Here is a 21,616-nt window from a genome sequence, read left to right on the forward strand (position 1 = left end):
TCCTGACTGGAAATTCGACGGCGCGTTGCGCGTTTTTTGCCTCGATAAGCCGCCCCAATCACCTCTCAAGGTGTCTTTCCTGACTTCACATACAACAACACCGCCATCAGGCGGTGTTGTTGTATGTATATAAAGCGCTCGCGTCGCTACTTACTCCGGGCGCATCTGCGGGAACAGCACCACATCGCGGATGGAGGCGCTGTCGGTCAGCAGCATGACCAGCCGGTCGATGCCGATACCGCAGCCGCCGGTCGGTGGCATGCCGTGTTCCAGTGCGCGGATGTAGTCGGCGTCGAAGTGCATGGCTTCGTCGTCGCCCGCATCCTTGGCGCGGACCTGGGCCATGAAGCGCTCGGCCTGGTCTTCTGGATCGTTCAGCTCGGAGAAGCCGTTGGCCAGCTCTCGGCCTACCATGAACAGCTCGAAGCGCTCGGTATAGCGCGGGTCGCTGTCCATCGCGCGGGCCAGCGGCGACACCTCTGCCGGATAATCGACAATATAGGTCGGCTCCCACAGCAGCTGCTCGGTGGTTTCTTCAAACAGGGAGAACTGCAGGCCACCGATACCATCGGTCAGCACCGGCTTGCCGCCCACACGCTTGATTTCTTCCTTGAGGAAGGCGCGGTCATTCAGCTGCTCGGCCGTGTAGTTAGGATGATAGTGACGGATGGCTTCGCTGACGGTGAAGCGGGCGAACGGCTTGGACAGGTCCAGCGGTTTGCCTTGATATTGTATATGGGTGGTGCCGAGGGTCTGCTTGGCGACATGGCGGATCACGTCTTCGGTAATCTGCATCATGTAGCGGTAGTCGCGGTAGGCCTCGTAGAACTCCATCATGGTGAACTCGGGGTTGTGCCGCGTACTCATGCCTTCGTTGCGGAAGTTGCGGTTGATCTCGAATACCTTCTCCATGCCGCCCACCACCAGGCGCTTGAGGTACAGCTCCGGGGCGATGCGCAGGTACAGCGGCATATCCAGTGCGTTGTGATGGGTCACAAACGGCTTGGCATTGGCGCCGCCCGGGATCGGGTGCATCATCGGCGTTTCCACTTCCAGATAGCCACGCGCGGTCATGAACTCGCGCACCCCCTGAATGATGCGGGAGCGGCGAATAAAGGTGAGCTTGGTGTGCTCGTTGGTGATCAGGTCCAGATAGCGCTGGCGATACTTCTGCTCGGTATCGGTCAAACCATGATGCTTCTCTGGCAACGGGCGCAGCGCCTTGGCCAGCAGACGAATCTCGGTCACCTTGACCGACAGTTCGCCGGTCTTGGTCTTGAACATGGTGCCACGGGCACCGAGGATGTCGCCCATGTCCCAATGCTTGAACGCCGCCAGCGCATCAGCGCCAACCTGATCCACACCAATAAAGAGCTGAATGCGTGCGCCACTATCCTGCACCGTCGCAAACGCCGCCTTGCCCATCACGCGCTTGAGCATCATGCGCCCTGCCACCGCCACTTCCACTTGTTTGGCTTCCAGCGCCTCGTTATCCAGCTCGTCGTAGGCGGCGTGCAGGTCTGCAGCGTAGTGGGTGCGATCAAAGTCGTTGGGAAAAGCCACACCGTGCTGACGCAGTTCGGTCAGCTTCTGCCGACGTTCGGCAATGATCTGGTTTTCGTTGACGGGTTCCTGCGCGGCGTCGGGCGCGTGCTTGTCAGTCATGATGGGTCCGGTCTCAAATCCAAATAAACAGGGACGATTGATCGCTCAATCGGCAAATTCAAACAGGTGGCTCGCCATATAGGTCAGCGTGGGCTCGTCAGGCGCGCCCAGCCACTGGATGCGGGTGGTTGCAGTCTTGCCCTCTGCGTGCTGATCCAGCCGCAGCGCGGCCCAAGCCTTGCCGCTGTTGGGGTCAAACAGCATCAGGTAGCGCTCGCCATCGCAATCATCCGGGCGGCAACCTTCGTACAGCAGGTACTGGCGGGCATTGAAGCCAGCCAGCTCGCTGGGGCGCTGCGTACCGAACTGCGCCAGCCAGGGGTATTGCGTTGCCAGCGGCTGCAGCAGGCTTTGCCAGGCCTGCCGAACATCCGCCTGCCGCGCCACCACCTCCGCCGGTTTACCCGCATAGCGGCGGTAAGCCTCCGGCCAGTCTGCCGGGTTACTGCCATGGCCACCGTGCGCCAAGGCCAGCAGCGGACACAGCAAAGCCAGGGCAGCAAGACGCATACGCATGCTTACACCCCTTGCTTCAGGCTGGCTTCAATGAAGATGTCCAGGTCACCGTCCATGACACTCTTCAGGTTGCCCACTTCCACATTGGTGCGCAAATCCTTGATCCGGCTCTGGTCGAATACATAGGAGCGAATCTGGTGGCCCCAGCCGATATCGGACTTGCCCGCTTCCAGCGCCTGCTTTTCTTCATTGCGCTTGCGCAGCTCCAGCTCGTACAGACGCGCCTTCAGCATGCTCATCGCCTCGGCACGGTTCTTGTGCTGCGAGCGGTCATTCTGGCACTGCACCACGATATTGGTCGGCAAGTGGGTAATCCGCACCGCAGAGTCCGTCTTGTTGATGTGCTGACCACCGGCACCGCTGGCGCGGTAGGTATCCACCCGCAGGTCTGCAGGGTTGATGTCCACCTCGATGCTGTCGTCCACTTCCGGATAGACGAACACACTGGCAAACGAGGTATGGCGACGGGCATTGGAGTCAAACGGTGACACCCGCACCAGCCGGTGCACCCCGGTCTCGGTACGCAGGAAACCGTAGGCATATTCACCGGTCAGCTTGAGGGTGGCGCTACTGATGCCGGCCACTTCCCCTTCGGATTCTTCCAGCACCTCTACCGTAAAGCCTTTGCGCTCCCCATAGCGGGTATACATGCGGTACAGCATGCCTGCCCAATCCTGGGCTTCGGTACCACCGGCCCCGGACTGAATGTCCACAAAGCAGCTGTTCGGATCTTGCGGATTACTGAACATGCGGCGGAATTCCAGCTTCTCGATTTCCGCCTGCGCGCCCTGGATGTCGTCCTGCACCGCTGCGATGGTGTCGGTATCGTCTTCCAGCTTGGCGAGGTCAAACAGTTCGCGTGCGTCGCGCAGGGTCTGGTCCACACGGGCCAGCATCAGCACCACGCCTTCCAGGGCTTTCTTTTCACGACCCAGCTCTTGCGCTTTTTCCGGGGTATTCCAAATGGCTGCGTCTTCCAGCAGCCGGTCTACTTCTTCCAGACGTTCCGCTTTGCGGTCGTAGTCAAAGATACCCCCGGAGCGACGCGGTGCGCTCGGTCAGGTCTGCCAGATTGTTGTCGATGGCATTCTGCAGTTCGATTTCCATGATTCTTTCCCTTACGGCGCACCCGGCAAAGGTGCGCGATTCAAGCTAAACGACTGATTATACATGACTGTAACGGGCTGGCAGCATTTCAAAGCAGGCAAGGAATGCTTGACTTCCATTGCCACACCATTAAAATAACTTACCAGTTAGTTATTTTTAAAGACCATGACCGACACCTCAACCCGCTGGCAACGGCGCAAAGACGCCCGCCCCCAGGAAATCATCGACGCCGCACTGACCCTGTTTACGCAGCGTGGCTTTGCCGCCACCAAGCTGGATGAAGTCGCCAAACTGGCGGGCGTCACCAAAGGTACGGTTTACCTCTATTTCGACAGCAAGGAAGAGCTGTTCTTCAGCGCCATCCGCGAGATGGTGGTGCCGATGCTGGAGCTGGGAGAGTCCCGCGTCGCCAGCTTTGAAGGCAGTGCCACCGAGTTATTAAAGGCGTTGACCCACAGCTGGGTCGAAAAACTGCTGGAGCGCAAAGGCGTGTGCCTGACCAAGGTCATGCTGTCAGATGGCAATCAGTATCCGGAGATTGCGGCCTTCTATCATCAAGAGGTGGTACTGCGTGGTCGCCGTCTGTTTGCCAGTGTGCTGGACAAAGGGGTGGCTTCCGGCGAATTCCGACCGATGGACACCCTGCTGGCGGCACGCAACCTGATCGCGCCTATCCTGTTGTATCACATCTGGCTGCATTCTTTCGCTGCGTTCGAATCGAGCGACATGACGCCCCGCGACTATGTGGATTTCCACCTGAATCTGCAACTGAACGGCCTGCGCGCCCACCCTGAGCGGAACTGACCCCATGGATACCCCTGCTGCGCCGAAGAAACAGAACAAAGCCCGCCTGGTCTTGCTGCTGGCCACCCTCAGCATTGGCGCCGGTCTCGGCTACAAGTGGTGGCATGGCAACCATTATGTCAGCACGGACAATGCCCAGATCGAAGGCCATATTGTGCCGGTACTGCCCAAGATCGGAGGCTATATCGACCAGATCAGTGTGCGAGACAACCAGCTGATCAAAGCTGGGGACGTCATTGCCGTGCTGGACATCCGTGATTTGCAGGCACGCCTGAACCAGGCCGAAGCCGAGCTGGCCGCCGCCCAGGCTGCCGTCGGGCAAAAGGGCCAGACCGGACAGATCCAGGCGCAGATCAGCGTGGCAGAAGCCAATGCCTCTGCTGCGCGCGCCAACATCCAGCAGGCGGCAGCCAACGCCGACAAGGCGCGCAAGGACTACCAGCGTATCCAGTCTCTGGTGGCGCAAAAATTCCTGCCGCCGCAACAGCTGGACGCCGCAGCAGCCAATCTGCAAGCCGCCGAAGCCAATCTGCAGGCCATGCGCAGCAATGCCCACGCCGCCGGTGAACAGGTGCAGGTCGGCGGTGCCAACCTGAAGCAGGCCGAAGCACGCGTGCAATCCGCCCGTGCCGCACGTGATTACGCCGCCTTGCAGCTCAGCTATAGCCAGATCAAGGCCCCCGTCGCCGGCCGGGTCAGCAAAAAATCGCTGGAGCCCGGCCAACTGGTGCAGCCCGGCCAACTCTTGCTGTCGCTAGTGCCGGAAAATGATCTGTGGGTCACCGCCAACTTCAAGGAAACCGATATCGGCCGCATCCACGCCGGGCAGAAGGTTGAAGTCGAAGTGGACGCCTACCCCGGCCATGCGTTTGAAGGTGAAGTGGATTCGGTGTCTGCCGCCACCGGCGCACGCTTTTCCTTGTTGCCGCCTGACAACGCCACCGGCAATTTCACCAAGGTGGTACAGCGGGTGCCGGTGAAGATACGCCTGAACAAGCTGGACCCGGCACACTACCCCCTGCGCCCGGGCATGAGTGTGGTCGCAACGGTGGTCATGTAATGGAGGCCCTGCTCAAGCGCCGCATGCTGCTGCTTGATCTGGCGGTCAACATCCTGTTGCCGTGGTGGATTTACCAGCATTGGTCGTCCAGCGTCGGCGACACCCGTGCCCTGATCTATGCCGCGCTGCCCTCCCTGTTGTGGAGCGGCGTGGAATGGCTGTGGCACCGCCGGCTGGATGCCTTGTCTCTGGTCAGCTTGCTGGGCATTGCGCTGTCGCTGCTGGCCTTGCTGCTGGGGGGAAGCCCGCGCCTGCTGCTGGTGCGTGAGTCGCTGATCACCGGTGTGCTGGGGGTACTGGCCCTGCTGAGTCTACTGGCACGTCGGCCCGTGTTGTACCACCTGGCGGAAGCCACCCTGCGACGTGAGGGCCACGAAGCACTCTTGCGCTTCCAGCAACGACAATCCCACCCGGTGATGCAGCAAGCGCTGCGCACCATGACGCTGGTGTGGGGCGGCGGTATGCTGGCCGAGGCCGCGCTGCGCAGCAGCCTGGCCTGGAGCCTGCCCATCGCCCACTATCTGGCGATCTCACCCTTCGTTCTGTATGGCAGCTTTGCACTGCTGGGGCTATGGACCGCCCGCTTCCGCCGCCAGCTCAAGCAGCGGCTCAGCCAGCCGGATACACAGGAAGTGCCCGCATGAAACCCTGGCTACCGGGTCTGGCACGCACCACCAGCAAGGAATCGCAGTACGCCAGCCGCTATATCATTGCTCTCACCGTGACGCTGGCTTCAGTGCTGGAGCTGCTGGACACCAGCATCGTCAACGTTGCCATCCCGCACATGATGGGTACCCTTGGAGCCACGCTGGACGAGATTGCCTGGGTGTCGACTGGCTATGTGGTGGCCAATGTGATCGTGCTGCCGATCTCCGGCTGGCTGTCGGTCCAGTTTGGCAGGCGCAATTATTTTGCTTTCTCCATCATTGTCTTCATCATCTCCTCTGTAGCGTGCGGCAATGCCACCTCGCTGGGTGGGCTGGTGTTCTGGCGCATCGTGCAAGGTTTGGGTGGTGGCGGTCTGCTGTCGACCGCGCAAAGCACCTTGTCCGAAGTGTTCCCGCCGCAAGAAATGGGCAGTGCATTCGCCATCTTCGGCCTGGGCATCATGGTCGGCCCGATGCTGGGACCTACCGTCGGCGGCTATTTGACCGAAAACTACTCCTGGCCGTGGATTTTCTACATCAACGTTCCGCTGGGCGCGCTGGCGTTGCTGCTGAGCCTGCAGTTTGTGCCGGACTCGAGACATGGCAAGAAGGCTGAGTCGGTGGACTATATCGGCTTGCTGCTGCTGGCGATCGGTGTCGGGGCATTGCAAACCTTGCTGGAGCGGGGCGAACGGCTGGAGTGGCTGGAATCCAACGAGGTCATCACCTATATCGTGGCCAGTATTCTGGGACTGTCTGCTTTTATCATCCGTCAGCTGGAAATCGAGCATCCGATTGTGGATGTCCGCGTGGTCAAGGACAAGCAGTTTGCGGCGGGCATGATCTTTGGCTTCATTCTGGGCGCGGCCCTGTACAGTACGGTGTTTGTGTTTCCGGTATATGTACAGACCCTGATGGGCTTCAATGCCTGGCAGACCGGCATGGCCATCCTGCCTTCCGCCATTGCCAGCGGCATCATGATGATGATGTCGAGCAAACTGTTGCAGCGCGGGGTCAAACCCACCCGCATCATCTTCACCGGCGTGGTGATCTTCCTGTTCTCCATGTGGCAGCACCAACACTTCACCACCTTGTCGGGTGCTGATGACTTTTTCTGGCCACTGGTACTGCGGGGCATCGGGCTCGGGCTGATCTTTGTGCCGCTCAGCAGTGTGGCCATGGCCAACATCCCGCTGCATGAAACGCCGAATGCAACCGGGATTTACAACCTGTGCCGCCAGCTGGGTGGCAGTGTGGGCATCGCCGTCTCGGCTACCTTGCTGAGCAGCCTGCAAAACGCCAATCGCTCCAGCCTGCTGGTGCATACTGCGCTGAACGACCCGGCCACCCAGGAGCGCCTGCAGGCACTGCAGCAGCATTTTGCCAGCCTCTCCCCGTCGGAAGGGGTGGCCAAGGCGCGTGCCCTGGCCACCTTGAGCAACCAGATCAGCAAGCAGGCCGCCATGCTGTCGTACGAGCAGCTGTTCTTTGGCTTTGGGTTGGTGATGCTGCTGGTCCTGCCCCTGCTGACCGTCATGAAAAAGACACGCGCCGGTAACATCAGTAGTGACGCGCATTGACAGCACGCAGACGGCATTGACAGGGCAAGCCCGTCGAGGCCAGAATGGCCCGCCTCACATCCTTGCAGCGGGTTGCCGGCCATGTTCAAGCACACCTTTTTCATTCATCTGAACGCCACCCCCGCCTGGCTGGCCCTGTCCCGGCGAGCGCGCAGCGAGTACATTGCCCAGCAGCTGTTTCCGGTGTTTGCCCGCTTCCCTGCGGTCAACGTCCGCTTCTTTGACGGTGAGTATTTTTCGGCCCAGGTCAGCGACATCATCATGCTGGAAACCAATGACCTGCCGTCTTACTACGCCCTGATTGACGCCATCCGTGATTCCGAGGTCATTCAGAAACCTTACTTCACGGTCGCAGCCATTCTGCCGACTGTCGAAAGCAGTCTGGAGAGCTATGAAGCCGCTCCGGCGCAAGGCCAAGACCTGCTGACCATTCCGCTGTAAGGCGCGCAGAGCTGTCAGTTTCCTGCATGCCACCTATAATGGGAATCATAGGTTCATGATTTCTTGAGGTCTGCGTGCCAAGACTCACCCGCGACACCCTGCTCAAGCCGCTAGTCCCGTTCAGCCTGCTGGTCATGCTGTCCTTGTCCGGCTTCATGCTGATGGTGTGGCTGGCCGCCCGCTGGCAGGATCAAAGTTTCACCCTGCACACCAACCAGCAACTGCGCACCCGCTTGCTGGCGGAACAAACACTGCTGGTCAAACAGCTGCGGGATTACGCGGTATGGGATGACATGGCCATCCGCATCCCCGACGACAGTGCACCTGATCTGGTGTGGCTACGCTCCAATCTGACCCCGACCATCTACTCGGACTTCCAGATTGATACGGCGGCCATTTTCGACCCCGATAATGCCTTGCTGTATTACGTTCTGCAGCAGGGCCACGAGCGCAGTTTCCGCAGCGCCACCGTGCTGCCGGGCTGGAGTACCCTGCAAAGTGCGACTCGTCACCCCAGCACTTCCGTCTCCCGCGCCCAGTCCATTGTTTTGCGAGAAGGCAATTACTACTACTGGGTGGCCTTCATGCCCATACAGAAGCAAACCGCCGGTAATGTTGCGCGCTCACATCGCTATATGGTGTTCTACCGGCAAATCTCAGCGCAGTATCTCGACGCCATCCGCAAGGAGCTGGTCCTGGACCGCCTCATCCTGCAGGCCCGTCCGGATCCGGCCAAGCCCACCTATATCCCTCTGCTGACACCCGACAACAGCACGCTCGGCTACCTGGTCTGGCAAGTCCAGCAGCCAGGAGCACGCATGCTGCAGCGGCTGTGGCTACCCGTTCTGCTGTTTTGTGGCTTGCTGCTGGGGCTGGCCGGCTGGCTGGCTACCGTGATCCGCGCAGGGCAACGACGCACCGCGGCAGCCAGCCATCGGCTGATCCAGCAAGGGGAAAGCCTGCGTACCATGGTCAGCTCGACCAGCACCCAGGTGCTGCCATTGAACCAGCGAATTGATCACATCCTGGGCATTGCAGTGCATACCCTGCAGCGCCCCTTTATCAGCTTGTGGCAACTGGAGCCTGTACAACAGCAGCTACGCTGCACCCATGTCAGCCCGGAATCGGCTCAGGCTTTGCTGGGAAAGTGCATCCCTTTCCCGCTCAGTGCCCCACACCGGCAGCGGCTGATGCAACAACATACGGTGGTGTCAGAGCCACCTGACCCGGCCATGCATGCCGTGATACTGCAAGCCAACTTGTCCGACCCCGCCAGTCTGGCCTGGCAGCTGCTGCAACATGAGGGGGAGTTTGGCGGCCTGCTGTGTGCAGGCGCTGTAGCCGGACACAACTGGCATTCAGACGAGTTGAATTACCTGGCGGCACTGGCAGACTTCATCGCCTTGCAGCAGGAGCGCAGTGCCCGCAGCCAGGTCGAGGGACAGCTATACCGCCAGCTTTACTACGATGCTGAAAGCAATGCCCCCAACACCCTGCATCTGCAGATGCAGTGGCAGCAGCGCAACCCGGCAGACACCACCACTCGGGTATGCGCCCTGCTGGACCTGAACCTGCAGGACGATTTCTCGGGTTTGCTGGGGCCTGGCGGTTGGCCAGTCCTGCTGGCACAACTGGTACAGCGCCTGCAACCCTTGCTGTACGGCCAAGAGGCCTTCGCCCGGATAGGGCGCACACGGTTCGCTTTATTGCTGTACATTGCGCCCCCCCTCACGCTGGAGCAGCGGATCGATATGTTGCTGAGCAACCTGAGCCAGCCTTTGTCGGTGCAAGGCCACCAACTGGTATTGCGCCCCCGCTTGGGGATCAGCGTACATGGCCGCGATGCAGACGATTTCCACAGCCTGCTGCAACACGCCGAACTGGCCCTGCAACAAAACCTGCAGCAGGCCTATCAGGGCTGGACTTTGTTTGATACCGAGGTCAAGGCACAAATGGCCCGGCAACAATTGCTGAGTAACGATCTGCACCATGCGCTGGAGCGGCAGCAGTTGATGCTGCATTACCAGCCGGTGGTAGAGAGCCGTAGCGGGCGCATTGTTGCAGTCGAAGCGCTCTTGCGCTGGCAGCACCCCACGCTGGGCATGGTACCGCCAGACCAGTTCATTCCACTGGCAGAGGCCAATGAATTGATCATTCCGATCGGTAACTGGGTACTACAGACGGCGGGGGAACAAATTGCCCTCTGGCGCAACCAGTGTGGCCGTCTGCTGCCGGTGGCGGTCAACCTGTCTGCCGCACAACTGCATGACCCCAGGCTGGCGGTCATGCTGGAACAGATTCTGGCCCGCCACAATCTGCCGCCACGCGCACTGGAGCTGGAGCTCACCGAGCGCATCATGCTGGAGCCCTCCCCCGCACTGGGAGCCAATCTGGCACAGCTGCGTACCTTGGGCATCTCGATTGCCATTGATGATTTTGGCGCAGGTCACGCCTCGTTCAACTACCTGCTGCAGTTCCAGGTGCAGAAGCTGAAGATCGACCGCATGTTCATGAGCGGCGTCCCCGGTTCGAGCAACCACAGCCAATTGGTGTCGATGATCGTCAACATGGGGCACTCGCTCGGTATTGAAGTGACCGGAGAGGGCATCGAGCAGGAAGAGCAGGCAACCTTCTTGCGCCAGATCGGCTGCAACTACATGCAGGGTTACCTGTTCAGCCGACCGGTCGATGCCACGCACCTGCTGCAACAACTACTGCGTGAACAAGAAGCCCAGCCGGCGCTCTCCCCCTCCTCACCCTGACCGTGAAGCCACACCGCCGGGCCGCCAAATCAGGCTACAATACCGCTTTTGCCCGAATGGCCTGATCACCATGCGCCGTACCCTTCTTGAACTGGGCCTTGCCCTGCTGCTTGGCGTATTGCCCCTCTCCAGTCAGGCAGACAATGCGCCCAGCACAGAAGCCGTGTTTGAGCAGAGCAAGCAGCGCTTTGTGCAGTTGCGCATTCTGGAGAAGAGTGCCAACGAAAAAACCTCGCTAGGCTCCGGCTTTATCGTCAATAGCCGCGGTCAGATCATCACCAACTACCATGTCATCTCCGACCTGGTCTTCCGTCCGGACCTGTACCGTGGCGAGGTGTTCTACAGCGACAGCGAGGTCCGCCCGCTGAAAGTGGTGAATGTGGATGTCATTCATGACCTCGCCGTCGTGGAAACCGGGCGTCCTGCCAACGATTTTTTCCAGATTGAACCCACCGCGCCACCAAAAGGTACCCGCGTCTACGCGATCGGCACCCCGCATGATCTGGGCTTTACCATTGTCGAAGGCACCTATAATGGTCTGCTGGTGGGCTCACTCTACGAGAAGATTCATTACACCGGCGCCATCAACAGCGGCATGAGTGGCGGCCCTGCCATTCTGGGCGATGGCCGGGTGGTGGGCATCAATGTTGCCACTGCAGGCAACCAGATCGGCTTTCTGGTACCGGCCACCTATGCGCTCCGCCTCCTCCAGCAAAAGCCTTACAGTGGCACCCCGCTCAATGCCGTGCGTGACCAGCTGCTGACCAATCAGGCGCGCATCAGTAGCAGCTTGCTCAAACACCCCCTGCCGACCACCCTGTTTCACGGCTACCGGGTGCCCAGTACCCTGGGCAATTTCAGCAAGTGTTGGGCAGATACGGACCAGAGCGGCTCGCAGCTTTACCGCCGCTACTCGCAACAGTGCTCCAGTGAGGATGACATCTTTCTCTATGGTGACAGCAATACCGGCAAACTGAGCTTCCAGCATGACTATCTGGAGGCCCCCGGCGTCAACCGCTTCCGCTTCTACAATCTGTATCAGCAGTTCTTTGCCCAGCAGGGCGGTGAATTGGGCAGTGCGCTGGTCGATGTCGGCAGTTTTGCCTGCCAGACCGATTTTGTGGCGCACAACAAGCTGAAAATGCGGGTTGCCCTGTGCCTGCGCCCATACAAACGGCTCTCCGGCTTGTACGACATGGTGCTGAAGCTGGCCACCCTCAACGAAAACCAGCGCGGCCTGCAAAGCACCTATGCCATCTCTGGCATCAATTTTGACAACAGCCGTTTGCTGACCCGTCAATTCATCGAGGCCTTCGCATGGCAGAACTAGTCTTCCTGGAAGTCCTGGACGCGCACGGCAAAGTACAGGAACGTCACCGGCTGGCGCATTTCCCGGTTACCGTGGGCCGTGATTATCACAACCATGTGATCCTGGACGATGACACCGTCTCACCCCTGCATCTGTCCATCCAACTGGGCGACAACGGCCTGTACGTGATCGACTGCGACAGCGAAAACGGCAGCTGGTCCGGCGAGCGCCGTATCCAGCAAGCTCCGCTGCGTGACGAACTGATGCTGCGTCTGGGGGAATGCGAACTGCGCCTGCGCACCCCGCATGCCAACCTGGGGCCTACCCGCCCACTGGATACCGTGCGCCTGCCGCAACCCCGTATCAACCGGGTCTGGCTGTTTCTGTTCCTGTTCACGCTGACCCTGGCACTGGCCGGCTTTGACGGCTACTGGAACAGTTTTCAGCCGCGCGCCCTGCCCGATATCCTGAACGCCAGCTGGCCGCTGCTGGTAGGGCTGCCGGTATGGGCAGCCCTGTGGGGTACCCTGGGTCGGGTCTTCACGGGCCGGGCCTTGTTCTTTGCCCACGGTACCATTGCCACCCTGGCCGTGCTCAGCAGCGTGCTGCTGCAAATCGGTCACATCTTGCTGTCCTATTCCTTCAATCTGCCCCAGTTGGCCGATTGGCTCAGCTTCATTGCCGTTGGGCTGGGGCTGGCACTGCTGGTCTACCTGCACCTGCGCCTGGCCAGTCGGCTGCGTATCCGCACCCTGCGCTGGATCGGCAGTGCAGCAGCCTTCATCCTGTGGGGGGGCTGGATCATGTTCAGCTATGCCGCATCGCTGACACCCAGCGACACCCTGGATGTGGACACCACCTTGCTGCCACCTGGCCTGCACCTGACGGCAGATCAAAGCCTGGATGGTTTTCTGAAAGACAGTGAGCAGCTCAAGCAACAACTTGATGAGGAAGCCCAGCAGCCATGACCCCTCCCTCCCCACTGGCCAGCCGCCTGGGCTTCATCGCCCCCTTTCATGTGATGTCGCTGCTGGAGCAAGCTCGCCAGCTGGAGCAGCAAGGGCATGATGTCATTCACATGGAGATCGGCGAGCCCGACTTTGGCACGCCTCCCGCCATCATCCAGGCGGGCATGGCCGCCTTGCAGGCCGGACACACCGGCTATAGCCCGGCCTTGGGGTTGCCCGCGCTACGCGAAGCCATTGCAGAGGACTATGCCCGCCGCTTCGGCGTACAGGTACCAGCCCGCCGTATTGTCATCACCGCAGGTGCCTCCGGTGCCCTGCTGCTGGCGCTGGCGGCGCTGGTATCCCCCGGCAAGGAAGTGTTGCTGAGTGACCCGGCCTACCCTTGCAATCGCCATTTTGTACACTTGCTGGAAGGTCGCGCCGTCAACCTGCCGGTCGGCCCGGATAGCCAATATCAGCTGACTGCGGATCATCTGGCCCAGCACTGGTCTGCGGACACGGTCGCAGCGCTCGTGGCCACCCCGTCCAACCCGACTGGCACACTCTTGTCTGCAGAAGCGCTGGCCGCGTTGAATACCGCAGCGCTGGCACGGGGTGGTCGCCTGATCGTCGATGAAATCTACCAGGGCCTGGTCTATGACCAGGCGGCCCATACCGCACTGGCCCAGTCGGACCAGCTATTCGTGATCAACAGCTTCTCCAAGTACTTCCAGATGACCGGCTGGCGGCTGGGCTGGCTGGTGGTGCCGGAGGCCTACCTGAATGCCGTCAACCGGCTGGCGCAAAATATCTTCATAGCCGCCTCGACGCCGGCACAGCACGCCGCGCTGGCGGCTTTTCAGCCCGATACCCTGAGCTTGCTGGAGCAACGTCGGCTGGAACTGAAATCCCGGCGCGATGCCCTGCTGCCGATGTTGCAGCAGCTGGGTTTCCGGATCAACAGCCAGCCGCAAGGGGCTTTTTATGTCTATGCCGACAGCAGCACACTGGCCGGTGACTGTGAAGCATTGAGCGCACGGCTACTGCAACAAGCGCATGTCGCCATCACACCGGGCATCGACTTTGGTCAGCATCGCGCCCGCGAGCACGTACGTTTCGCCTATACGGTGCCGGTTCCCCGACTGGAGCAGATGGCAGAGCGCCTGCGAAAGGTGCTGTAACCCCCCGCCCTGGATAACAATTGTTCACCTTCAGAGTGCGCAGTCTCGGCTATAGTAAAAACCAGACTCCACTCATTCCGTTTCCAGGGTGTTCCCCATGTTTGACATCAAGGGTTTCATTACCGCCTTGCTGCGTCCCCGCAAGTCTGGTGCCGTCAGTGATCTCACCACCGCCACCCAGATGATGGCGGGACTGGCAGATCGCGACATGACCTCCGCCCATCGCGCCATCATCAAATCCCTGCAGGAGCTGAACCAGAATGGCCGCTTGTCCAGCAAGGAACGTTTGCGCACCCTGCAATACATTGATGAAAAAGCCCAGCCTTTGCAGTTGGGCCTGGTGCGCGAATGTTTGCGCCAGCTGGACCGGGAACCCCAGCTGATCAAGCCACAGGTTGACCTGCTGCGTGCATACTGGACGGCACTGGCAGATGGCTATCGCCTGGTGCTGCGCGATTATCAGCGCAAACCCAGCCGTGCACTGCAAGACGCCATCCCGATGGCCACCGCTCGTGCCCTCTCTGCTTTTGCCGAACTGGGCAAGTGGTCCTTGCTGCAGTATCACCCGGTCGGACAACGGGTGTGGCGCAATCTGGATCGCCTTTACCTGTTTGCGGAAGAACACCGTTTTGCGCGCACCCCCATGGTGCTTCATGTCGGTACCCCGGCCATCAGCTGTGAAGATGTGCTGCTGCGCATGCACCTGCTGCATCTGGCCCAGCCCGAAGGCTTGAGTGCCCGGCAGATTGATGCCCTTGACCAGTGGCTGATGCGGCAGACCAAGCTGGTGCAGCTGGATCGGGATATCAAACCGCATCGGCAGGTTTATGCCATCAATCTGGAGGCACATCGCCCGGCGCACCGGCTGCGTCGCAACATGATTGCGGCCGCTTACCGCTACATCAACACCCAGCCGCTGCTGGAAGCGCTGGAGCAAACGCAATCCGAGCTGGAAATGGGCGAAGTGCCAGCGCAGCTGGGCCTGGGTGAACACTTCCAGCGCAACCGGGACGAACCCGGCCTGCAGCGCGCCCTGGCCTGCTGGTCGCGTGATCAATATCCGTCACGCCGCTTTGAGCGCAACAACCGCCAGCAAGGAGTGGAGATCCTGATCGGCCTGAATGCGATTCTGCACAACCTGACCGGCGGCAGCACGGTGGCCAGCAGCAGCCATCGTCAGCCGGTAGAGCTGGAAGTGTTGCAACGGCGGAGCGTCAGCAGCCCGCGCCCTTTGCCAACCGATGTTGAGCTGATGACCAGCCCGGACTGGCAGCTGGAGGACGAGAGTATCCGGGGGTTCGGCATCATGACCGAGCAAGAGCATGCAGTGCCGATTCACATGCAAGACCTGGTTGGCCTGCAGCGTGGCGAGCAACTGATCGTCGGCGTGGTGCGCCGGATCAGCAACGACCAGAAACTCAAGCTCGGGATTGAGCTGCTGGCAACCCAGTTCCGCCAAGTCACCCTGCAGCAAGGCAACCGTCAGGCCACCGCGCTCTATTTCCCGGATAACGCCGAGCTTGGACTCAAGCGTGCGCTGGTACTGCCAACCGGAGTACTCGACGACCGTCACCCTTGCCAGATGCTGGCGGGCAGCCAGCATTACGAGATTGAGCTCACCCCGCCCACCCTGGGTGATCACAGCTATCAGTGCGCCGGGTTTCGCGTCCTCGCCAAACAAGCCGCCTGACCTCGCCCTGCAGCCTCGGCTGCGGGGCCTTGCTCAACCTGGACTGGAAGCCGACTCTTCTGTAGATGCGCTGGGTGGTGATTGGGGCGCTTTGCCAGATATGCCCCCACCACCACTGGTGCGTCGCAGCCCCAGTTGACCGGGCGCTCCCTGAATGGCCCAGCTTGATGGCGCCAACCGCAGCTTGCTGGAGGACACCGACACACTGCCGGTAATCGCCTGCTCGCCACTGCCTTGCAGATGCAGACTGGCATTGAGGGCCGGTCCTTGTAGCTGACCCGAGCTCAGGCTCCACTGCCCGGCACGATAATCCAGCCGTGTCTGGTACTGCAGAAACAGCGTACGCCCCCCGCCCGGCAACTGGGCGGCTTCTGCCTGCGCCACGTCCAGCAAGTCCATGCCCGCCAGCACGCCATGCTTCAGCTCCAGCGTGCCACCCAGCTGCGGGGCCTTCCACAGGGAAGCCCAATCCTGGCCTTGTGCCGTCACACGCACATTGCCCTTGGCCTCGCCCTCAGGCAGCAAAGGGGAACGCGGCCAGCGCGCCAGATCCAGCTGCTGAACCGCCAGATCGGCCTGCCACTGCAAGGTGGCCCCCAGGCTCAGGCTGCCACGGCCTTGGGCACTACCGCCAGCGGCACGTACCACCAGCTCGTTCAGGTTCAGGCGATCGCTCAACCACACGCCTTTTGCCGACACATCATCCAGGCTGACACCAGCAATCTTCAGACCATTTGCCGCCCCCTCCAGCGCATAGCCAGCGCCCTCCCGCTTGAGGGTAAAGCTCATGGCCTCCCCTGCCAGCCGCAAGTGCGAGACACCCGCGGCTTCCAGGGTCATTTCACCATTCAAGCCTGCCCAGTCCTGCCCGGCCAGCTTCAAGGTGAACTCCTGCAGGCGGATCACCGGCAGGCGGCCATCCCCTCCTTTGCGCTGCAGGAAGCCTGACAGCTGCCCTGCATCCAGGGTCATGCCCTTGAGCAACAATTGATCCGGCGGCAGGTCCTGATGCACCAGCGCCAGCCAGGGAAAACGGATCTCCAGTGATGCAATCGGCGCGGTACATCCGTCGCCGGCAATGTCTTCAACCTGCCAATGCGGGCTGGGCCACATGGCCGCGCGTACTTTGGCATAGTGCGAGCCCTGCCCGCACAAGACATCACTCACCTGCTGGGCAATCGCGGGCTGCCACTGGATAGGCAGCCAGGGCAAGGCGGCGGTCGCGCCCAGAGTCAGCACCAGCCCGACCAGCAAGATCAAACCGGCTTGTCGACTGGCTTTGACGCGATCTACTCGTGTCCGGGGAGCCCCGCGGGATCGCCGGGAAGACCACCATTGTGTCAGTTGATGCAGCACACCGGCCTTCTCCGGAGACGGCGGCTTGGCTGGTGTGGCGCTACGGCCGCCACGCAAGGGTGGCTCTGCACGCAGGGGCGGCATTTCGGTCAGGGGCTCATCCGGCACAGGATCCCCCCATACCGGCTCATTGCGAACGATCGGTGGCTGGGTCAGCGGCTGGCTGTTGCGGAAAGGGGTCTGACTGGCGGGCCCCAGTTCGCCCGGCGACATGTCTGGCGCCTGCGATGGCATGCTGGCTGGTTCGATCAGTCCCTCGCGCCAAAGTCGCGCCAGAATGCTGGGTACATTCTCAGTGCTGGGGACTTTCTCCAGCAGCTGCGCAACAGGCGTGACGCCATCCACCAGAATGAGTACCAGTCGCACGTTCCGTTCCAGCTGCAGCTGGCGTGACTTGACCTCCTCTTCCCCTTGCAGGGTTTTGGAAAAGATCAAACCGGTCTGGAATTGCGGGTTATTGGCAGCCACCTATAGCGCCCTTGACTGATCACATCATTACAATGATACTCGCATAAGCCGCATGCAGCCATGCACACGCTTATACTAGCTTGACCCATGCTGGATGAACACCCTGCCAAGCTGCCATGTAACATGCTGTAACAGATCACACCAGTCGCCGTCGCGCTACTGCAACACTGCAGCAACCACATCATGCCATCCATCGGCGCTTAACAATGTTTTTCCTTTGCAAATTAAAGTCCGAGCGTTCATAATTAGAGGCTGATCCATGGCGGGCCGCCCCGCATTGTATGGCAGGAACCTGGTCAGGTCCGGAAGGAAGCAGCCATAACTGCTCAATGCAAGTGCCGGGGGAACGGCTCGCCACCCACTCGTCATTATTTTTCTTGCTTGCCGGACGGTTGTCATCTACAACTGAATAGTACCTATGCATATGCCATTTAATAGGTAAGGTCAGCTGCAGTGTTTCACCGATTCGAGAGATTCTGCCATGAAACTGTTTGAAAAGATTTTGAATCCCCGCGACATTCGCAAGAAACTGGGGCAGAACCAGGAAGAGTTCTGGACCAGGATCGGCGTTACGCAGAGTGGTGGGTCCCGCTATGAAAGCGGGCGCAATATGCCCAAACCGGTGCGCGAGTTGTTGCGCCTGGTGCATGTTGAGCATCTGGACCTGACCAAGGTCCGCCGCGAAGATTTTGAAATTGTCGAATACCTGCGCGAACAGCATCCTGACCTGTACAAGAAGCTGAAAAAGGCGGCCAAGAGCTGGAAGAGTGGCAGCGAGTCCAGCAGCCCGCTGGACGCCGATGCCGACGATGAGTCCTGAAAGGCTCCGCCCAAAGGCCCGCTGATGCGGGCCTTTTTTATGGCATGACCTCAGTGCTGGCGGGAGGAGCCTTCGACACTGCTGCCGACAGAAGCGAATAGCGCCTCGGCATCCACCCCGTCAAACACATATTGGGTGTGGCAGAATTCGCAGCCCACCTGCACGCTGCCCTGCTCGGCCACCAGCGACATCACCTCATCGCGCCCCAACATGCGCAACATATTGGCCACCTTGTCGCGGCTGCAACGACAACCGAATGCCACCTCGGCATCCGCCAGCACCCGGACTTCCATCTGGTGAAACAAGCGGTGCAGTAACTGCAGGGGCGGCAGGTTGATCAGCTCCAGCGGTGTCACGGTGTGTGCCAGCTGTTCGACCATCTGCCAGCCTTCTTGCGGGCCATGCCCCTCCGGTAGCCGCTGCAGCAGCAACCCGCAGGCTCGCTGTTCGTTGGCGGCCAGCGAGATGTGTGTCTCCAGTTGCTCGGAGCGCTGCATGTAGTGCTGCAGCATCTCGGCAATGGTTCGCCCCTCCAGCGCAACAATACCCTGATAAGGTTGCGCGGCCCCCAGCTGGTCCAGCGTAATGACAAACTTGCCCTCATGACCCAGCATGTCCTGCAAGGTCAGGCCGTTCAGCTGCCCTTCCCACTTGGCGGTGGCACGCACGATCAGGTCATGGGTACACTCCACCACCGCCAGCCGTAACGGCCCCGTCCCATGCAGCTGCATGATCAAGGCGCCCTGGAATTTGATGTTGGAACACAATAGCGTCGCAGCAGCCAGCATCTCACCCAGTACCAGCTTAAGGTCATCCGGGTAGTCATGCCGATCAATCACCTGCTGCCAAGCGGTTTCCAGCTGCACCATGGCCCCCCGCACCGGGGCATCATCAAACAGAAAGCGTTTCAGGTTGTCTGACATGGTCTCAATCCTCTTCATTGCCCGCCGTGGCAGACAGCGTCACCACATATTGTGTCTCCGGCAGGCTGGAGCCCACGTCAAACGTGCACCCCGCCTCAACCCCGATCCGGGCAATGGCGGCCGCATCGTTCAGCTGATCGTACACCGTATGCATGGCCCCCAATGCAAACTCGCGCCCACTACCAATTGCCCAGAAGCGGGTGTATTCATAGACCTCGCGCATGGAGTACACCCCGAAGATGCCATGCGGGTTGGCGATCAGCATCGACATGTGGTTGGACTCGTAGGGGTCATCTTCTTCCTCTTTGGGGTTCAGGAAGAATTCCTCTTTCAGCCTGGGGTGCAACTTGCGGAAAGTCTCGAAGATGGCTGCCCGGCTATGCAGGCGCAGACGCTTTTCCTTGCCCAGCGCCTGTTGCAGCACCAGATCGTGCGCGGCACTGCCAGAGATGGCCAGATAGTTGTCGCCCTTGCGAAAAATCTTGTTCCAGGCGGCGTCAAATCCAGCCGAAATACGGGTATCGCCAAAGGTGGACTGGCTGTCGGCGGCAATCACCACCTGATCCCCTTTGCGCACCACAACAATGGTGGTCATGGCCTAGCTCACAGCAAAAACCCTATTGTACCGGAAGACGCCCACGGTAACAGCCAGCCGCATCACTGCTTGTAAGCCAAGGTCATGCCGTCGCCCAAAGGCAGCATGGTGATTTCCACGCGTGGGTCTTGGTGTACGCGACGGTTAAAGGCGCGCATTTCCTCGGTATCCGCGTCGGTGTGGTCTGCCTTGATCACATTGCCATGCCACAACACATTGTCGATGATGATGAGCCCCTGAGGCCGCACCAGCTGCAGGCAGGCCTCAAAGTAATCGTTGTAATGCGGCTTGTCCGCATCAATAAACGCGAGGTCAAACCACCCGGCCTTCCCCTCCGCCAGCAGGTCTTGCAGGCTGTCGAGCGCATTGCCAACCCGCAGGTCCACCCTGCTGGCAAAACCGGCTCGCTCCCAGTATACCTGCGCCATTTCGGCCCACTCCTGCTTGCGCTCCAGCGCCACCATCTCGCCATCTTCCGGCAAGTGCAAGCCCACCGACAGGCTGCTGTAGCCGGTAAAGGTGCCAATCTCCAGATAGCGTTTCACCCGTAGCGCCTTGATCAGCACCCCGAGAAACTGGCCTTGCTCCGGTGCCGTCGCCATGCGCGCCATCGGCAGGTCATCGGTTTCCTCGCGCAATTGCTTTTGCAAGGGATGCTCGGCCAGCGAGTGGCTGAGCAAGTATTGGTACAAGGGTTCGGTCAACTGAATGGTCTTCTGGCTCATGCTCGGACTCCATCAAGGGGCTGGGCAGACAGTGGCCATATACCGTCCTGGCTGATTGCAGTTTAGTGCCTGATTGGCGTGCCGACAAACCGGGAATTGCATGCCTGCGTGCCGCAATCGCGCTATGCTATGTCCATTGTACCGTCGTGGAAGCGCATCATGTGCCAGCTGCTCGGCATGAATTGTAATGTCCCAACCGATATCCAGTTTTCATTTCGCGGCTTCCGCCAGCGTTCCGGCATTACCGGTGAGCACGGCGATGGCTTTGGTATTGGTTTTTTTGAGGGACGCGGCTGCCGGGTTTTTCTGGACCGCCAGGCCGCCTGCCAGTCCCCCGTGGCCCAGTTGCTGGACCACTATGCGATCAAATCCCTGAATGTCATCGCGCACATCCGCAAAGCGACGCAGGGCGAGGTCAAACTGGAGAACTGCCACCCTTTTCAGCGCGAGCTGTGGGGGGAGTACTGGCTGTTTGCCCATAATGGCGACCTGAAAAACCTGCCTGCGGGTTTTGGCCAGGGCCACTACTACCGCGCGGTGGGCGATACCGATAGCGAACAGGCTTTCTGCCATCTGCTGGAGCGGCTGCGGCAGCGCTTCACCCAAGCGCCGGACGTTGCAGCCATGTTCCCGGTGGTGGCCGAATGGGCTGCCGAGCTGGCACAGCATGGCACCTTCAATTTCATGCTGTCCAACGGGCGCTGGCTGATCACCCACTGCAGCAGCAAGCTGAGCTACCTGATCCGGCAGGCGCCATTTCATACTGCGCACCTGCTGGATGAGGATGTCGAGATCGACTTCAGTACCGTCACCACACCGGCCGACCGCGTGGCGGTGATTGCCACCGAGCCCTTGACCGATAATGAAGCCTGGACCCCCATTCTGCCGGGGCAGCTGCTGCTGTTCGAAGCCGGTGAGGTCCGTCTCTCGCATTTGCCGGAAAAAATGCCAGCGCCCACTACAATGCAGAGAGAGGACTGACGTCGTCCACAGGGTCGTCGTACAGCGCGCCTCAACTGA

19 protein-coding genes and 1 other RNA gene are annotated in these 21,616 nt (G+C 60.3%); 13 read left to right on the forward strand and 7 right to left on the reverse strand.

Features of this window, described 5'->3' with window-relative positions; genetic code table 11:
• Positions 1–150 precede the first annotated feature (150 nt).
• The 3 genes from lysS to prfB form a co-directional block, all read right to left on the reverse strand.
• Positions 151–1,665 (reverse strand): lysine--tRNA ligase, encoded by a 1,515-nt coding sequence (lysS, locus tag HF682_RS16455; protein WP_168878437.1) that lies wholly within the window; start codon positions 1,663–1,665, stop codon positions 151–153.
• A 45-nt stretch (positions 1,666–1,710) separates the two neighbouring features.
• Positions 1,711–2,181 carry an Ivy family c-type lysozyme inhibitor gene (locus tag HF682_RS16460; RefSeq protein WP_168878438.1) on the reverse strand — a complete coding sequence of 157 codons (471 nt, stop codon included), beginning with the start codon at positions 2,179–2,181 and terminating at the stop codon, positions 1,711–1,713.
• Between the two features lie 2 nt (positions 2,182–2,183).
• Positions 2,184–3,288 (reverse strand): peptide chain release factor 2 gene (prfB, locus tag HF682_RS16465; RefSeq protein ID WP_168878439.1). Its coding sequence is split into 2 segments (ribosomal slippage): positions 2,184–3,206 and positions 3,208–3,288, totalling 1,104 coding nucleotides; the frame shifts between segments, so codons are not numbered across the junction.
• 165 nt (positions 3,289–3,453) lie between these two features.
• On the opposite strand from prfB, the gene HF682_RS16470 reads away from it, so the two are divergent.
• The 10 genes from HF682_RS16470 (at position 3,454) to HF682_RS16515 (ending at position 15,709) form a co-directional block, all read left to right on the forward strand.
• Entirely contained in the window at positions 3,454–4,092 is a 639-nt protein-coding gene (locus HF682_RS16470) for a TetR/AcrR family transcriptional regulator (RefSeq protein WP_168878440.1), read from the forward strand.
• A gap of 4 nt (positions 4,093–4,096) precedes the next feature.
• On the forward strand, positions 4,097–5,152 hold the full coding sequence (locus tag HF682_RS16475) for an HlyD family secretion protein (protein ID WP_168878441.1): 1,056 nt from the start codon (positions 4,097–4,099) through the stop codon (positions 5,150–5,152).
• On the forward strand, positions 5,152–5,796 hold the full coding sequence (locus tag HF682_RS16480) for a VC0807 family protein (RefSeq protein ID WP_168878442.1): 645 nt from the start codon (positions 5,152–5,154) through the stop codon (positions 5,794–5,796). The genes HF682_RS16475 and HF682_RS16480 overlap by 1 nt, the downstream gene beginning before the upstream one ends.
• Entirely contained in the window at positions 5,793–7,379 is a 1,587-nt protein-coding gene (locus HF682_RS16485; protein ID WP_168878443.1) for a DHA2 family efflux MFS transporter permease subunit, read from the forward strand. Before HF682_RS16480 ends, HF682_RS16485 begins: the two co-directional genes overlap by 4 nt.
• 81 nt (positions 7,380–7,460) lie before the next feature.
• Positions 7,461–7,820, forward strand: a complete 360-nt coding sequence (locus HF682_RS16490) for a darcynin family protein (protein ID WP_168878444.1) — start codon at positions 7,461–7,463, stop codon at positions 7,818–7,820.
• Between the two features lie 74 nt (positions 7,821–7,894).
• Positions 7,895–10,582 carry an EAL domain-containing protein gene (locus HF682_RS16495; RefSeq protein WP_168878445.1) on the forward strand — a complete coding sequence of 896 codons (2,688 nt, stop codon included), beginning with the start codon at positions 7,895–7,897 and terminating at the stop codon, positions 10,580–10,582.
• Between the two features lie 70 nt (positions 10,583–10,652).
• A complete protein-coding gene (locus HF682_RS16500; RefSeq protein WP_168878446.1) occupies positions 10,653–11,912 on the forward strand; it encodes a S1C family serine protease in 1,260 nt (419 codons plus the stop codon).
• A complete protein-coding gene (locus HF682_RS16505; RefSeq protein ID WP_168878447.1) occupies positions 11,900–12,859 on the forward strand; it encodes an FHA domain-containing protein in 960 nt (319 codons plus the stop codon). The genes HF682_RS16500 and HF682_RS16505 overlap by 13 nt, the downstream gene beginning before the upstream one ends.
• On the forward strand, positions 12,856–14,019 hold the full coding sequence (locus HF682_RS16510) for a pyridoxal phosphate-dependent aminotransferase (RefSeq protein ID WP_168878448.1): 1,164 nt from the start codon (positions 12,856–12,858) through the stop codon (positions 14,017–14,019). The genes HF682_RS16505 and HF682_RS16510 overlap by 4 nt, the downstream gene beginning before the upstream one ends.
• 97 nt (positions 14,020–14,116) lie before the next feature.
• Positions 14,117–15,709 carry a cyclic-di-GMP receptor FimW-related protein gene (locus HF682_RS16515; protein WP_168878449.1) on the forward strand — a complete coding sequence of 531 codons (1,593 nt, stop codon included), beginning with the start codon at positions 14,117–14,119 and terminating at the stop codon, positions 15,707–15,709.
• Positions 15,710–15,742: 33 nt separating this feature from the next.
• On the opposite strand, the gene HF682_RS18035 is transcribed toward HF682_RS16515, so the two are convergent.
• Positions 15,743–17,533, reverse strand: coding sequence for an AsmA-like C-terminal region-containing protein (locus tag HF682_RS18035; protein WP_168878450.1), 1,791 nt, complete (start codon positions 17,531–17,533; stop codon positions 15,743–15,745).
• A gap of 261 nt (positions 17,534–17,794) precedes the next feature.
• Between HF682_RS18035 and ffs the strand changes: the two genes are divergently transcribed.
• Positions 17,795–17,892, forward strand: an RNA gene (gene ffs, locus HF682_RS16525) — signal recognition particle sRNA small type.
• Between the two features lie 122 nt (positions 17,893–18,014).
• A complete protein-coding gene (locus HF682_RS16530) occupies positions 18,015–18,353 on the forward strand; it encodes a helix-turn-helix domain-containing protein (protein WP_168878451.1) in 339 nt (112 codons plus the stop codon).
• A 50-nt stretch (positions 18,354–18,403) separates the two neighbouring features.
• On the opposite strand, the gene hslO is transcribed toward HF682_RS16530, so the two are convergent.
• The 3 genes from hslO to HF682_RS16545 all read right to left on the reverse strand — a co-directional run bounded on the left by hslO (position 18,404) and on the right by HF682_RS16545 (position 20,596).
• Positions 18,404–19,276 carry an Hsp33 family molecular chaperone HslO gene (hslO, locus tag HF682_RS16535; protein WP_168878452.1) on the reverse strand — a complete coding sequence of 291 codons (873 nt, stop codon included), beginning with the start codon at positions 19,274–19,276 and terminating at the stop codon, positions 18,404–18,406.
• A 4-nt stretch (positions 19,277–19,280) separates the two neighbouring features.
• On the reverse strand, positions 19,281–19,871 hold the full coding sequence (locus HF682_RS16540; RefSeq protein ID WP_168878453.1) for an MFS transporter: 591 nt from the start codon (positions 19,869–19,871) through the stop codon (positions 19,281–19,283).
• A gap of 62 nt (positions 19,872–19,933) precedes the next feature.
• Positions 19,934–20,596 carry an O-methyltransferase gene (locus tag HF682_RS16545; protein WP_168878454.1) on the reverse strand — a complete coding sequence of 221 codons (663 nt, stop codon included), beginning with the start codon at positions 20,594–20,596 and terminating at the stop codon, positions 19,934–19,936.
• 159 nt (positions 20,597–20,755) lie between these two features.
• On the opposite strand from HF682_RS16545, the gene HF682_RS16550 reads away from it, so the two are divergent.
• On the forward strand, positions 20,756–21,577 hold the full coding sequence (locus HF682_RS16550; RefSeq protein WP_168878455.1) for a class II glutamine amidotransferase: 822 nt from the start codon (positions 20,756–20,758) through the stop codon (positions 21,575–21,577).
• The last annotated feature ends 39 nt before the right edge of the window (positions 21,578–21,616 follow it).

The sequence above is a fragment of the Leeia aquatica genome (assembly GCF_012641365.1).
Lineage (GTDB): Bacteria > Pseudomonadota > Gammaproteobacteria > Burkholderiales > Leeiaceae > Leeia > Leeia aquatica.